Raw genomic sequence first — 12,703 nt, 5'->3', positions numbered from 1 at the left:
TGGACTGGCCTTCAATCGTGCCAACCTCAGCCCCATCCGCCTCAACTGCCAGCATGTTGCAAGACTTCACCGCCTCACCGTTCACATGCACCACGCAGGCCCCGCACTGCGCCGTGTCACACCCAACATGCGTCCCAGTCAAACTCAAATGATCCCGCAAAAAACCAGACAATAACGTCCGACCCTCTACATCGCCGCTCACGGCCTTACCGTTCACAGTCATGGAGACCTGTGTCATGAATTCCTCCCGGTCAAATGTTTCTCCCTGTGGCCGAGTTAAGCACGGGAGCCATTGTTTGAGAACACAAATCTTGTCGTATTCAATGCGTCAAGCGTCGTGTAACGCTCATGATTTCGTGCATTGGCAAAGCAGGTCAAAATACGCTGGCGTCACGGTTTGCGTTGCGCCCTAGGCTGGGGCCGCGTGGGAATTTCCTTGAGCAATCCACCCACTCCCATCGCCGCGATATCGGCGCCAGTGGTTTCAACCCCGCAGGCCACACGGGACAAAACCCAATCCGCCCCGTTCAAAGCCGGCGAGCGCGCGCAACCCGGCAGTCCGATCACAGGACGCTTACCCAACGACCCCAGAAAGAGCAGATTTCCAGGATCAACCGGCATGCCAAACCGATCCACCACCCCTCCGGCTTCACGAATGGCTGACGGGGCCACATCATCCACATCCGAAGTTGCCGAGGCGGTCAGGATCATCAACAGGTCCCCTGGCGTCTGAGCGATTGCCGCAGCGATCTGGCCGCTATCGTGAGGCACGATCTGAACGTCGCTCAGCTCCATCCCCAACAGTTCGACACGCCCTTTTATGGCTGCGATGCCTTTTTCATTCCGTGGGCCACCGGGAATATCAGTGACGATGAGCCCAGCGGTTCTGTGAACCGGTGCAATCAATCGAACCGCGTTTTGTGCGAAGTTTGCGGCGCGCCGAACGTCAGCCTCGGGAACCGCATAAGAGATGATCTTGATCGTTGCGACCATACCCCCATCGCTCATTTGCTGGTGCTGAGGCACGGTGGCGACGGTGATCATCGGGTTGACCCGATTGAACTGTTCCAGCGCGTCGACATCTAGGTTTACGACGCCCGGACCATCAGCCAAAAGGTTCACGCGCCCGGTAAACGCTTCGGTGATCCGCAGATTGGCAGCCTCTGCATCGGGAACCAAAGCGCGCGCCAAAAGACCAGCCGCCTCATCCTCATGGCAATCGCCGGGATCCAGTTGCGCGACGGTGACTTCGGTCAGCCCGGCTTGGGTCAGTCCCGCAATGTGATCATCTGAGAGGGTCAATCCCTTGCGCAGCTTGCGCCCGTTTGCTGAAACTGAATGCGCAAGGATCGTTCCCTTCGCCTGATCAACGGGCAATGGGCCAAACTTCATGCCTTGCCCCGCAGAACAGCCGTCATCTGGGCCAGAATGGCCACTGCAATCTCTGACGGATCAGACGCCCCGATGTCCAGGCCGATAGGTCCATGGATCAGATCGATCTGTGTGTCGGTGAACCCGGCAGCTTGCATCCGCGCGACCCGTTTCGCGTGGGTTCGGGTCGAACCCAGCGCGCCGATGTAGAACACATTCGCCTCAAGCGCGGCTTGCAGTGCGGGATCATCCAGCTTTGGATCATGGGTCAGCAACACGACCGCGGTACGCGTATCCAATCCCAGCTTGGCAACGGCCTCATCCGGCCAATCCGTGAGAATAGTCTCACCAGGAAAGCGGGCGTCAGATGCGAAGGCTTCACGCGGGTCGACAATTGCGGGATCATATCCGGCGATCCGAGCCATAGGCACAAGCGCCTGCGCGATGTGAACAGCGCCAACGACGATCAGCCGAAGTGGTGGATTGTGGACGGCTACAAAGGTTTTGCCATCTTCTTCGAAACCAGACCGGTCCATGCGCAAACGGTCGGGATATTTGTTGCGCCGCAGGGACCGGTGGCCGCTGTCGATATTGACCTCATAGGCCAAGGGCTCGCGCGCTGCCCGCGCGGAGACCAGTTCGGCCAGCATGGGTTCGGGCAAAACCTCGCCCACCGGCTCGACCAAAACCCTGATGGTGCCGCCGCAAGCGAGACCGACGGCAAAGGCGTCCTCGTCGCTGACACCAAATTCCAATAGGCGTGCCTCACCCTCGTCGATAGCTTCCAATGCCTCGACAATCACAGCGCCTTCGACGCAGCCACCCGAGACAGAGCCTTCGATCAGGCCATCGCCACCGATGACCAACTGCGCTCCAATGCGACGCGGCGCACTGCCCCAGGTTTCAACGACAGTTGCAAGGGCCGCACCGCGCCCGCTGCGATACCAGTCCAGAGCTGTTTCAGGGCTGTTGTCGAATCTCTGCATCAGAGCCTCCTGCGGTGTATCGGTTCAACATAGTGAGCCATGATACAAAGAAAAGCGTAGGCGGGTTGCTGTGATATCAGATTGATCCTATCCCGCCCGGCTTCTAATCTGTCACCATGCTTGGAATCAAATCCAGCAGACCCCCAAAATTTCAGAACGGAGACACAGAATTGAAACGCATTCTTACACTCGGCGCCGCAATCGGCATGTTGGCTGCAACCGCAGCCTTTGCGGATACATATGAACGCTACGGTGAGGTCGAGGGCTGGAAAGTCTTCATCGACAATGAGCGCAAATCCTGCCTGATCGAAGCCATTGATGACGCTGAAAATGTGGTCCAGATGGGACTGACCGAAGATCGCGGCGTTGGCTATGTTGGTGTGTTTACCAAAGCCAAGACAAACATCAAACGCGGCGAGAAAGAAGCCGTGGCAATCCTTCTGGGCGACAACCTCTATCTGGGCGAAGCCACGGGCATGAAGGGCAACATCACCAAAGGCTATTCCGGCGGGTATGTCCTGTCTGATGACCCTCAGTTTGCGGAAGACATCGCGAAGAAGCAGGTGATGATCGTTTTCCCCGAAAAGGAGTTCGCCTTCACCGTCGATCTGACCGGCACCTATAAGGCCATGGAAATGGCGCGGGAGTGCAACGCAAAACAACTGGGCTAAATCCTAGCCTGAAAGCGCGGACATAAGCCGCGCTTTCTCACCCATGTCACCGGGCTCCGAGATGACGGTCGCCAAGTCTTCAAGCGAGGCAATGGAGTGACCGGCCCGAAAACTATCGACATGTGGCAGCATCGCGGCCACACCCTGCGCCTTGGGCGCAAAGCCATCCCAGCGCAGCAGCGGATTGAGCCAGATCAGGCGGCGCGCAGACAGGTGCAACCGTTCGGTTTCCTTGGCTAACGCTTCTGCGTCACCCCGATCCAACCCGTCCGAGATCAGCAGGACGACTGCACCCTGCCCCATTACGCGACGCGACCAGTCCCGGTTGAACGCGTGCAGGCACTCTCCGATCCGCGTGCCCCCTTCCCAATCCTGCGCCTCGGCCCCCGCAGCGGCCAAAGCGGCATCCACGTCACGTTGGTGCAGATGACGAGTAATGTTGGTGAGCCGAGTTCCGAAGGTAAAGGCATGGACCTTTGCCCAACCCGCCCCCTTGGCGTTCGAGACCGTGTGCAGGAAGTGCAGGATCAACCGGCTGTATTGGCTCATCGACCCGGATATGTCGCAAAGCACCACAAGGTTGGGCCAACGCGGTCGCTGTTTTTGCCGCGCTATTTCGTGGAGTTCACCCCCTTGTCGCATTGCGGCACGCAGGGTTCTGGCCCGATCTATCCGATGACCAACATGACTCGGCTGTCCACGACGGCTTTCAATAGGTTTAACAGGAAGGCTGAGACGCGCCAAAAGGCGTTTGGCCTGGGCAATCTCTGCCGTGCTCATCTGTTCGAAATCCAGACTTCGAAGCCTTTCTTCGGAGGATGCGGTTTGTGACGCGTCGATATCGAGCTCGGTCTCACCCTCATCATTCGTGCTCTCGGGCTGATCGCGCTCAACCCCATCCAGCAACGCCTCTGCCGCCCGTTTTTCGGCCGCGTCCGCCTTGCGTTCCTCCTGCACGCCACGAATGGCGGGCAGCATCATGGACATCATATGCTCCAGATATCGCGGGTCGCGCCAGTAGAGGCGAAAGACCTGAGCAAAAACGGTGCGATGTTCGGGCCGGTTCACGAAACAGGCGTGCAGGGTCCAATAGAAATCCTGCCTTTGGGTAAAACCGGCAGCCTGTACTGCCCGGATCGCGTCCACCACCCGGCCCGTCCCGATTGGCAGCCCCGCCTTGCGCAAGGCACGGGCAAAATGCGTGATGTTCTGCGCCAGTTTCGGGTTGTCGGGGATATCAAGCGGGAGTTGTTCAGCCATTACCGTTCATGGGGGCTCTGCCCCCAAACCCCCGAGGTATTTTTGAACAGAAGAAGCATCAGGCGGGTTCGAGATTGGCTTTGGCCTCGTCCAGAATGCGTTTCGCTTCCGAGCCCTGCAGTTTCTGGATGTCGTCCTGGTATTTCAGGATCGCGCCCAGCGTGTCGCCGATCACCTCGGGGCTGAGGTTGATGACGTCCAGAGCCAACAGGCATTTAGCCCAGTCGATCGTTTCGGCCACGCCGGGTTTCTTGAACAGGTCTTCCGTGCGAAGACGCTGAACAAAGGCCACAACCTCACGGCTAAGGGCCTCGGCGGCTTCGGGCGCGCGGGCTTGCAAAATTTCAATCTCACGATTGAAATCAGGGTAGTCGACCCAGTGATACAGGCAACGGCGCTTCAGGGCGTCATGCACTTCGCGGGTGCGGTTCGAGGTCACGATGACGATGGGCGGTTCGGGTGCCTTGACGGTGCCGAGTTCCGGGATCGTGACCTGAAAATCGCTGAGTGCTTCCAGCAGAAACGCCTCGAACGGCTCATCCGTGCGATCCAGTTCGTCGATCAGCAATACTGGCGCGCCATGTTCGTCGGGCCTCATCGCCTGCAACAACGGGCGCTCGATCAGGAAATCATCCGAGAACAGTTCTGTTTGCAGCGCGTTTCGATCTGCACCACCGGCAGCCTCGGCCGTGCGGATGGCAACCATCTGGGCCGGGAAATTCCATTCATAGACAGCGGAAGAGGCATCCAACCCCTCATAGCATTGCAGCCGGATTAACCGGCGGTTCAATCCGGCGGCAAGCGCCTTGGCAATCTCGGTCTTGCCAACCCCAGCTTCGCCTTCCAGAAACAGGGGTCGACCCAGTTTCAGCGATAAGAACACCACGGTCGCCAAAGCCCGTCCGCAGACATAACCCTGCTCTCCCAACATGGTCTGAACCGCATCAATCGACTGCATCTTTGACATGGCATCCCTCCGTCCGACCAAAAGGTCACGCTGGGCGCCGGTCGTCAACCCGGCCCGATATGGTCCCTTAGTCGCATTCCAAGCTCTTTCACAGCGGCCCGCGCTATGTTAGCGGGGCGTCATGACCGAAAGCATCACGATCCGCCGCCCCGACGATTGGCATTTGCATCTGCGCGATGGCGCGATGCTGAAGGCCGTCCTGCCCGAAACCGCACGCCATTTTGGGCGTGCGATCATTATGCCCAACCTAGTGCCCCCGGTTGTGACCGGTGCGCTGGCTGCCGCGTATCGGGATCGCATTCTGGCTGCTCTGCCCGATGGCATGCATTTTGAGCCGCTGATGACTCTGTATCTAACCGAGGATACCGACTCGAGCGATCTAGCCGCGGCCCATGCCAGCGGATTGGTCAAGGCTGTGAAGCTTTATCCGGCCGGGGCCACGACCAATTCAGCCTCGGGCGTGCGAGACTTCAACAAGGTTCGCCCGGTGCTTGAGAAGATGGCCGAGATTGGTCTGCCTCTATGTGTGCATGGTGAGGTCACAGACGCCGAGATCGACATCTTCGACCGTGAGGCGGTGTTCATCGACCGCGTTCTGGACCCGATCCGCAAGGCCACACCGGGCCTGCGCGTGGTGATGGAGCACATCACGACCCGCGATGGCGTTCAGTATGTTGCCGCCAACGACACCGATCTGGGTGCGACGATTACGGCGCATCACCTGATCATCAATCGCAATCACATTCTGGTAGGCGGGATCAAACCGCACTACTACTGCCTTCCGGTTGCCAAGCGCGAAGAACATCGGCTTGAGTTGCTGAAAGCTGCGACATCGGGCGATCCACGTTATTTCCTGGGCACGGACAGTGCGCCTCATACGGATGACAACAAAGAAATGGCCTGTGGTTGCGCCGGGTGTTTTACCGCGACTAACACGATGTCACTGGTGGCAGAAATGTTCGATCGTGAAGGGGCCATGGACAAGTTGGAAGGGTTCGTCTCGCTGAATGGACCCGCCTTCTATGGCCTGCCGGTGAACGAAGGCACCATCACGTTGGCCAAAGGCGACCCGGTCGAATATCCCGACAAGATCGAAACCGAAGACGGCCCCGTTACGGTGTTCGATCCCGGCTTCCCTCTGCACTGGCGCGTGGTCTAACCCGCCAGTTTTGCAGCCAGATCGCGGGCGCGACCTCCGGTGCGCAGCATCGACCAGATCGCGTCCGCCTCATCCGTGCTGATCAGCTTGGACGCTTTAGCGCGCACACGATCCTCTCGATCCGGCAGGGATATCGGGGTCATCAGGTCATGCGTTGCCTCAAGCCGAGCCCCATCGCGGCGCAGCAGGGCCAGTTGGGCTTGCGTCTCGGACAAGGCTTCGTCTGCTTCGACCACGATACGGTCCTGCAGCGATTTGACACGCGGGTCTGCGCAGACTTTCTGAGAGTAGCTTCCAGGCAAGGCGGTATCATAGCCAAGGGCCTGCATCGCGATCACGGCACGATAGGAAAACTTGGCTTCCAGCCCTGTGGTGGGTGACATCTGGTTGCAGACGCTCATCCAGCGCGGATGCGTTTTGACCTTGATCTCAGCGACTTCAGGTTCGGCGATATCCAGATCACGTGCCGCCTCAAGCGCCGCATGCAATCCATGACAACAGGCGTGGAACTTGTGGCTAACGGATTCGAACAGCCATTCATCTCCGAGCCCATCCAGCGCTGCGACGTCATCGGCAGCCCCTTGATGGGTGGCACCAAAACCAAACGGGCCTTCCATAGCGTCCTCGTTAGGCTCAAACCCTTTGTGAATCAGAAGCGCAGCCTCGACGCCCGCAGCAGAGGCCATCCCAGCGTTATAGGGTTTGCCCATTGTCCCGAATTGCGCCTTAAGGCCCGCCGCGCGGGTCGCCGTCAGTCCCAGCACCTGCCGCATCTGACCCGCGCTGAACCCCAGAAGGCGCCCGAGCGCAACCGCTGCCCCAAAGGCCCCAGCTGTGGCCGTTTGATGAAACCCGGTCTGATAGTGACCACGGCCCAGCCACAGCCCGATACGGATTGACGTCTCCATCCCAACCAAAGCCGCTTCGAGAAGATCGACCAGGATACGATCATCCCACTCTGACGCCGCCAATGCAGCGGGTAGGACAGCGACCGAAGGATGGCCGATATGGGCAAAATGGGTGTCGTCATAATCCAACGCATGGGACACCGTTCCATTGACCAAAGCCGCAGTACGTAAGGGCGCGGCACCGCCACCGAACAGATGCGCCTGTGCTGCGCCTTTCTCGTCCATCGCCATGTCGCGGACGATAGTCGAAACGGGCTCGTCAATACCGGCCCGACCGACGGCGACCCAATCCAGAACAGAAAGCGATGTGACGATGCGCGCCTGCGCGGTTGTCGTGATCGGGCCTGCGGCAAATGCCGCCAGTGTTGAGGTGAAATCTGACATGAGGCGCAGTCTAGCGTGCGCCAAGCGCGGGTAAAGCCTTAGCTGTAAAGCGAGGCGGCGCGGGCCTCGAACGCACGCACGATGCGCTGCATGGCTTCGTTAAATACAACGCCGATGATGCCTTGCAGGATGGCGTTCTTGAACTCAAAATCCACATGGAATGAGACATTGCATCCACCTTCAGGCGCGTCCTCGAACTGCCAATCAGATTTCATGTATTTGAACGGGCCATCCAGATACTCGGTATCGATCTTCTTTTGGTGCGGGTAAAGCGTCACCCGGCTGCCGAACCGTTCGCGGAACACTTTGAACGAGATGACCAGATCAGCCTCCATCACTTCAGCCTCGCCCACCGCATAGGTTTTGCGAATACGGGCAGCCGCGCACCAAGGCAGAAACTGCGGATACTGTGCGACATCCGCGACCAGATCATACATCTGTTGGGCGGTGTATGGCAGGTGGCGCGTTTCCGAGTGAATTGGCATGGCATTCAGGCATTAAAAGGTGACATTGGCGCGTCATGTCGTATGTTGCGCGCCAAAGATCAAGGGGGCAGCGATGAGCGACCGCGCATATGTGATAGATGAGATGATCTCGGCCAAGGCCATCGCGGCGCGGATCGAGGAGTTATGTCGGGAAATCACCGAAGAGTTTGGCAATACAGACAAGCTGGTTGTGGTCGGCTTGTTGCGCGGTAGTTTCGTGTTCATCGCCGATCTGGTGCGCGAGCTGGACCTACCGATCGAGGTGGATTTCCTTGAGGCCTCGTCTTACGGCGATTCGATGGAGAGTAGTCGGGAAGTTCGCATTCTCAAAGACTTGCGCGGCGCAATTGAAGGGCGTGATGTGCTGGTTGTCGAAGATATCGTCGACACCGGCCATACGCTGAACCACGTCACAAACCTGCTGCGCAGCCGCGATCCAAATCGCCTGAAATCCATCGCCCTGCTGGACAAACCCAGCCGACGCGAGGTCGATTTCCGCTCGGACTGGATCGGGTTCGAAATCCCCGATGAATTTGTCGTGGGCTATGGCATCGACTATGCGCAGCGCAATCGCAATCTGCCCTTTATCGGCAAGGTTCGCTTTACCGAAGGCGGGTAAGCGGCTGTTTCAGCCCAAAATCTGACGGATCGCACTCAGGAAGATGCCCGTTCCAACCGGGATCAAGGCGTCAGGGAAATCGTAATCCGGATTGTGGAGCTGCGGGTGATCGCGCCCTGACCCAAGCCAGAACATCGCGGCTTTTGCGTCTTTGCCGAACTGTCCAAAATCCTCAGAAAACCGTTGCGGTTGATCGGTCAGGTCACAGGTAGTGTTTTGTGCCGCGCATGCATGGGACAAAATATCGACAGCACCCGCATGATTGGTGCAAGCCTCAAAGACATCTTCGTACGTGATAGAGGCGCTAAGCCCGTCGGATCGCGCGACCTTTTGCACCAGCGTTTCGGCGTCTGATACCAGCTTGTCCATGCGTTGATCAGATACCGTGCGTAACGTCACCCACAATTCGGCCTGCCCGGGGGCAACGCCAAAGGTTTGCTCTCCTAAACGCGCATGGGTGATAGTCGTGAGCGCGTAGTCCTCGCTTAGGTCGCCACCCATACCAAGGCCCGTGAGCCTGGGAATCAGGGCTGATACCGCACCCGCCGGGGATACCCCATCCTGAGGCACTGCGGCGTGCGAGGTTTTACCCGTCAACCCAATTCGCATCCCGCGTGAGGCGCAATTGGCAGGGCCTTTGCACAACTCGACCCGACCAAGCGCAAGACCCGGCAGATTGTGCAACGAAAACACATAGTCAGGAGCGATCTTTGCAAAACGCGGATCAGCGCGAAAGGCTTTGGCCCCCTGCCCAGTTTCTTCGGCAGGTTGGAAGATCAGGGCAACACGACCGCGCAGTGGGCGTTGCTGTTGCAAAGCCAACGCCACGCCCAGAACCATCGCCATATGACCATCGTGACCGCAGAGATGCCCCTTACCCGACACTTGCGACCGATATGGCATGCCCGAAAGCTCCTGTATCGGCAACCCATCCAACTCACACCGGATCGCAATGCAAGCGCCGCTCTGGCCGCTGTTGAAGATGGCGGCAACGCCATGCCCTCCAAACCCCGTTAGCACCAAGTCTGCGCCTGCGTGCCGCAACTCATTTGCCATCCGCGCAGCGGTGGCTTGTTCCTGTCCAGACAGTTCGGGTTGTTGGTGCAGTTCGTGGCGCAGCTGTGTGAGCCGCGCCAGATGGTCTGGCGTCACGCCTGCCCCAGCTTTTCTTGCCGGGCAGCGCGCAGGCGGGCGAAATCATCACCGGCATGGTAGGAAGACCGAGTCAACGGTGTAGCCGAAACCATTAGGAATCCCTTGCCATAGGCCGCCTTTTCATAGGATTCGAACTCTTCGGGCGTTACGAACCGATCCACCGCGTGATGTTTAGGCGTCGGCTGCAGATACTGCCCGATGGTCAGGAAATCGATGTCGGCTGCGCGCATGTCATCCATGACCTGGGCAACCTGCTGCTTGTCTTCGCCTAGCCCAACCATGATGCCGGATTTGGTAAAAATCGACGGGTCCAGTTCTTTGACCCGCTGCAACAGACGCAGAGAATGGAAATACCGCGCGCCAGGACGCACCTCGGGATAAAGGCCCGGAACGGTTTCCAGATTGTGGTTGAACACATCCGGTTTCGATTCCACCACGGTCTCCAGAACTTCCGGATCACATTTCAGGAAATCCGGCGTCAGAATTTCGATGGTTGTCTTAGGCGAACGATGACGCACCGCGCGAATGGTCTGCGCAAAATGATCGGCACCACCATCCTTGAGGTCATCTCGATCGACAGACGTGATCACCACGTGGTTTAGACCCAATTTTTCAACTGCATGCGCCACACGGCCTGGTTCGAAAACGTCCAGCGTGTCCGGACGCCCGGTGGCGATGTTGCAAAAGGTGCAGCCACGGGTACAAATCTCACCCATGATCATCATGGTGGCGTGACCCTGGCTCCAGCACTCGCCCACATTGGGGCAGCCAGCCTCTTCGCAGACAGTGACCAGATTGTTTTCGCGCATGATCCGATGAGTTTCGGCATAGCCTTTACCACCGGGCGCCTTGACGCGAATCCATTTGGGTTTTTTCGGCTGCGCATTGTCCGGGCGGTGAGCTTTTTCCGGATGACGTTGTTCTGGGATCTTCAGATCTCGCACGGGCCGCTTTCCTAGCATTGGGTCAACTTTGTGTACCTATAGCATAGTGCAGTGAAGCCGGTTACGCCAGCACTGCATAGCCGCTATGCATGCACACCGCGCAAGCGCAGAATAAGGCGGGAATCAAAGCAATATCGCTTTGTTTTTTCGTTTATTTCCTGCTGCTTAGAGATAACTCGCATACGCAGCATTTCTACGATTGAAGGCCCGGATCAACTGTTTTACTCCCAAGCCAATTCAATATGAATCACAGGAGATCCAGCATGAAATCCGGCGCAAAACTGCCTGATGTCACCTTTCACACTCGCGTCCGGGATGAGGCCATCGAAGGCCCCAACCCCTATCGCTGGCAGGATGTCACCACAGCGGATTACTTCGCTGGCAAGCGGGTTATCCTGTTCTCGCTGCCCGGTGCGTTTACCCCGACCTGCTCGACCTACCAACTGCCGGGTTTCGAGAATGGCCATGGCGACTTCGTCGCCAAAGGCGTTGATGCCATCTACTGTATGTCGGTCAACGACAGCTTTGTGATGAACAAATGGGCGCAGGATCAGGGGCTGAAAAACGTCAAGGTCATCCCGGACGGGTCCGGTGAATTCACCCGCAAGATGGGCATGCTGGTCGACAAAGACAATCTTGGTTTTGGCATGCGGTCCTGGCGCTATGCAGCGATCATCAATGACGGTGTGGTCGAAGCTTGGTTCGAAGAACCGGGCCTGATGGATAACTGCCCCGAAGACCCGTATGGGGTTTCCTCGCCCGAGAACCTGATGAGACACTTGGAACAGGCGGCAGAGCCTGAATTGGCCTAAGCCAACTTCTACACCCACGATCTGGCCCGCCCCTTGGCGGGCCATTTCATGTTCGGGTGGCCGTTACGATCTGTTCACCCACGTCGCGGATCACGTGTTCCAGCCTTTCGGCCCAATCGGCCTTGCCGCTTGAAGCACGGTGGACCAGCCCGACAGTCCGGGCCGGTTGTGGGCTGCCAAACCGCAATAGTCGCAGGCCTGGAACGGCCTCAGCCTCCGCATGGGCAGCGAGCTCAGGCATCAGGGTCAAGCCAAACCCCTCGGCCACCAACCGCGACAGCGTCGCCAGGGATGAGGCCCCCATGTTGATCTGCCCGCTGCCTCGGTCCTGACCGCAGACCTCGAGCGCCTGATCGGTCAGACAATGACCATCTTCCAACAGCATCAATTGAGCCGATTGCAGATCAAGTGGACGCAGCATATCCGGGCTTGCTGATACCTTTTCAAGACGCGCAGCACTGCCTGCCAAAAGGAACTGATCCTGAAACAGAGGTGTTTCCCGGAATTCGGTGCCACCAACTGGCAAGGCCAGCACAGCCGCGTCAATCTCGCCCACACGCAGCAAGGCCAACAGACGCTCGGTTCTGGCCTCACGTATCTGCACTCGCAGCGAAACATCACCCGAACGTAAACCAGCCAGAACGCCAGGCAAAATATAGGGTGCAATCGTTGGGATAATGCCAATGGACAAGGACCTGTGCCCGCCAGAATGGTCACGGGCAAACTGATCCAGCCGGTCGGCGGCGCCTAGGATCAGACGCGCGCGCTCTAGCACATCGCGCCCCAATGGCGTCAGCAGGATATCGCGGGCCTGTCTTTCGAACAGAACACCGCCCATAATCTCTTCCAGCGCCTTGATCTGAACTGACAAGGCGGGTTGGGACACATTGCAGACCTGAGCCGCACGACCAAAGTTACGCTGCTCGGCGACGGCCTGAAAATATTGCAATTGTCTGAGGGTAAAACTCATAACCCTTGCTTA

14 protein-coding genes are annotated in these 12,703 nt (G+C 58.2%); 4 read left to right on the top strand and 10 right to left on the bottom strand.

The window, feature by feature from the left end:
* From ACR0DH_RS03770 to ACR0DH_RS03760, 3 genes are all read right to left on the bottom strand, one after another.
* On the bottom strand, positions 1 to 238 hold a 238-nt coding region (locus ACR0DH_RS03770), incomplete at its 3' end, for a (2Fe-2S)-binding protein (protein ID WP_480547274.1).
* Between the two features lie 152 nt (positions 239 to 390).
* Complete coding sequence (locus ACR0DH_RS03765) at positions 391 to 1,392, bottom strand: molybdopterin-binding protein (protein ID WP_480542962.1); 1,002 nt, start codon at positions 1,390 to 1,392, stop codon at positions 391 to 393.
* On the bottom strand, positions 1,389 to 2,357 hold the full coding sequence (locus ACR0DH_RS03760; RefSeq protein WP_480547272.1) for an XdhC family protein: 969 nt from the start codon (positions 2,355 to 2,357) through the stop codon (positions 1,389 to 1,391). The genes ACR0DH_RS03765 and ACR0DH_RS03760 overlap by 4 nt, the downstream gene beginning before the upstream one ends.
* Positions 2,358 to 2,527: 170 nt before the next feature.
* Between ACR0DH_RS03760 and ACR0DH_RS03755 the strand changes: the two genes are divergently transcribed.
* Positions 2,528 to 3,028, top strand: a complete 501-nt coding sequence (locus ACR0DH_RS03755) for a hypothetical protein (protein ID WP_480547271.1) — start codon at positions 2,528 to 2,530, stop codon at positions 3,026 to 3,028.
* Positions 3,029 to 3,031: 3 nt separating this feature from the next.
* Here the strand turns inward: ACR0DH_RS03755 and ACR0DH_RS03750 are convergent, their stop codons facing one another.
* Together ACR0DH_RS03750 and ACR0DH_RS03745 are read right to left on the bottom strand one after the other, a co-directional pair.
* A complete protein-coding gene (locus tag ACR0DH_RS03750; RefSeq protein ID WP_480542958.1) occupies positions 3,032 to 4,288 on the bottom strand; it encodes a vWA domain-containing protein in 1,257 nt (418 codons plus the stop codon).
* Between the two features lie 58 nt (positions 4,289 to 4,346).
* Positions 4,347 to 5,255, bottom strand: coding sequence for an AAA family ATPase (locus tag ACR0DH_RS03745; RefSeq protein ID WP_480547269.1), 909 nt, complete (start codon positions 5,253 to 5,255; stop codon positions 4,347 to 4,349).
* A 121-nt stretch (positions 5,256 to 5,376) separates the two neighbouring features.
* Between ACR0DH_RS03745 and pyrC the strand changes: the two genes are divergently transcribed.
* Positions 5,377 to 6,414, top strand: a complete 1,038-nt coding sequence (gene pyrC, locus ACR0DH_RS03740) for a dihydroorotase (RefSeq protein ID WP_480547267.1) — start codon at positions 5,377 to 5,379, stop codon at positions 6,412 to 6,414.
* Here pyrC and ACR0DH_RS03735 read toward each other — a convergent pair.
* Both ACR0DH_RS03735 and ACR0DH_RS03730 read right to left on the bottom strand, forming a co-directional pair.
* A complete protein-coding gene (locus ACR0DH_RS03735) occupies positions 6,411 to 7,706 on the bottom strand; it encodes an MmgE/PrpD family protein (protein ID WP_480547265.1) in 1,296 nt (431 codons plus the stop codon). The genes pyrC and ACR0DH_RS03735 overlap by 4 nt on opposite strands.
* Positions 7,707 to 7,744: 38 nt before the next feature.
* Entirely contained in the window at positions 7,745 to 8,191 is a 447-nt protein-coding gene (locus ACR0DH_RS03730) for a type II toxin-antitoxin system RatA family toxin (protein ID WP_480547263.1), read from the bottom strand.
* A gap of 73 nt (positions 8,192 to 8,264) precedes the next feature.
* Between ACR0DH_RS03730 and hpt the strand changes: the two genes are divergently transcribed.
* Complete coding sequence (gene hpt, locus ACR0DH_RS03725) at positions 8,265 to 8,810, top strand: hypoxanthine phosphoribosyltransferase (protein WP_480547261.1); 546 nt, start codon at positions 8,265 to 8,267, stop codon at positions 8,808 to 8,810.
* A 9-nt stretch (positions 8,811 to 8,819) separates the two neighbouring features.
* On the opposite strand, the gene ACR0DH_RS03720 is transcribed toward hpt, so the two are convergent.
* Together ACR0DH_RS03720 and lipA are read right to left on the bottom strand one after the other, a co-directional pair.
* Positions 8,820 to 9,962 (bottom strand): amidohydrolase, encoded by a 1,143-nt coding sequence (locus ACR0DH_RS03720; protein WP_480547259.1) that lies wholly within the window; start codon positions 9,960 to 9,962, stop codon positions 8,820 to 8,822.
* Positions 9,959 to 10,909, bottom strand: a complete 951-nt coding sequence (lipA, locus tag ACR0DH_RS03715; RefSeq protein ID WP_170530077.1) for a lipoyl synthase — start codon at positions 10,907 to 10,909, stop codon at positions 9,959 to 9,961. Before lipA ends, ACR0DH_RS03720 begins: the two co-directional genes overlap by 4 nt.
* A gap of 263 nt (positions 10,910 to 11,172) precedes the next feature.
* Here lipA and ACR0DH_RS03710 point away from each other — a divergent pair, with 263 nt between their 5' ends.
* A complete protein-coding gene (locus ACR0DH_RS03710) occupies positions 11,173 to 11,721 on the top strand; it encodes a redoxin family protein (protein ID WP_480542945.1) in 549 nt (182 codons plus the stop codon).
* A gap of 46 nt (positions 11,722 to 11,767) precedes the next feature.
* Here ACR0DH_RS03710 and ACR0DH_RS03705 read toward each other — a convergent pair whose 3' ends face one another.
* Positions 11,768 to 12,691 carry a LysR substrate-binding domain-containing protein gene (locus tag ACR0DH_RS03705; protein ID WP_480547257.1) on the bottom strand — a complete coding sequence of 308 codons (924 nt, stop codon included), beginning with the start codon at positions 12,689 to 12,691 and terminating at the stop codon, positions 11,768 to 11,770.
* Between the last annotated feature and the right edge of the window lie 12 nt (positions 12,692 to 12,703).

The sequence above is a fragment of the Ruegeria sp. I1 genome (genome assembly GCF_056532675.1).
Note: the sequence above shows the minus strand (reverse complement) of the source record. Positions and strands in the feature narration are given on the sequence as shown.

Bases quoted from the DNA above. Each gene is read 5' to 3' on its own strand.
- ACR0DH_RS03765 (WP_480542962.1), bottom strand. From the start codon at position 1,392: ATGAAGTTTGGCCCATTGCCCGTTGATCAGGCGAAGGGAACGATCCTT.
- ACR0DH_RS03760 (WP_480547272.1), bottom strand. From the start codon at position 2,357: ATGCAGAGATTCGACAACAGCCCTGAAACAGCTCTGGACTGGTATCGC.
- ACR0DH_RS03750 (WP_480542958.1), bottom strand. From the start codon at position 4,288: ATGGCTGAACAACTCCCGCTTGATATCCCCGACAACCCGAAACTGGCG.
- ACR0DH_RS03745 (WP_480547269.1), bottom strand. From the start codon at position 5,255: ATGTCAAAGATGCAGTCGATTGATGCGGTTCAGACCATGTTGGGAGAG.
- pyrC (WP_480547267.1), top strand. From the start codon at position 5,377: ATGACCGAAAGCATCACGATCCGCCGCCCCGACGATTGGCATTTGCAT.
- ACR0DH_RS03735 (WP_480547265.1), bottom strand. From the start codon at position 7,706: ATGTCAGATTTCACCTCAACACTGGCGGCATTTGCCGCAGGCCCGATC.
- ACR0DH_RS03730 (WP_480547263.1), bottom strand. From the start codon at position 8,191: ATGCCAATTCACTCGGAAACGCGCCACCTGCCATACACCGCCCAACAG.
- hpt (WP_480547261.1), top strand. From the start codon at position 8,265: ATGAGCGACCGCGCATATGTGATAGATGAGATGATCTCGGCCAAGGCC.
- ACR0DH_RS03710 (WP_480542945.1), top strand. From the start codon at position 11,173: ATGAAATCCGGCGCAAAACTGCCTGATGTCACCTTTCACACTCGCGTC.
- ACR0DH_RS03705 (WP_480547257.1), bottom strand. From the start codon at position 12,691: ATGAGTTTTACCCTCAGACAATTGCAATATTTTCAGGCCGTCGCCGAG.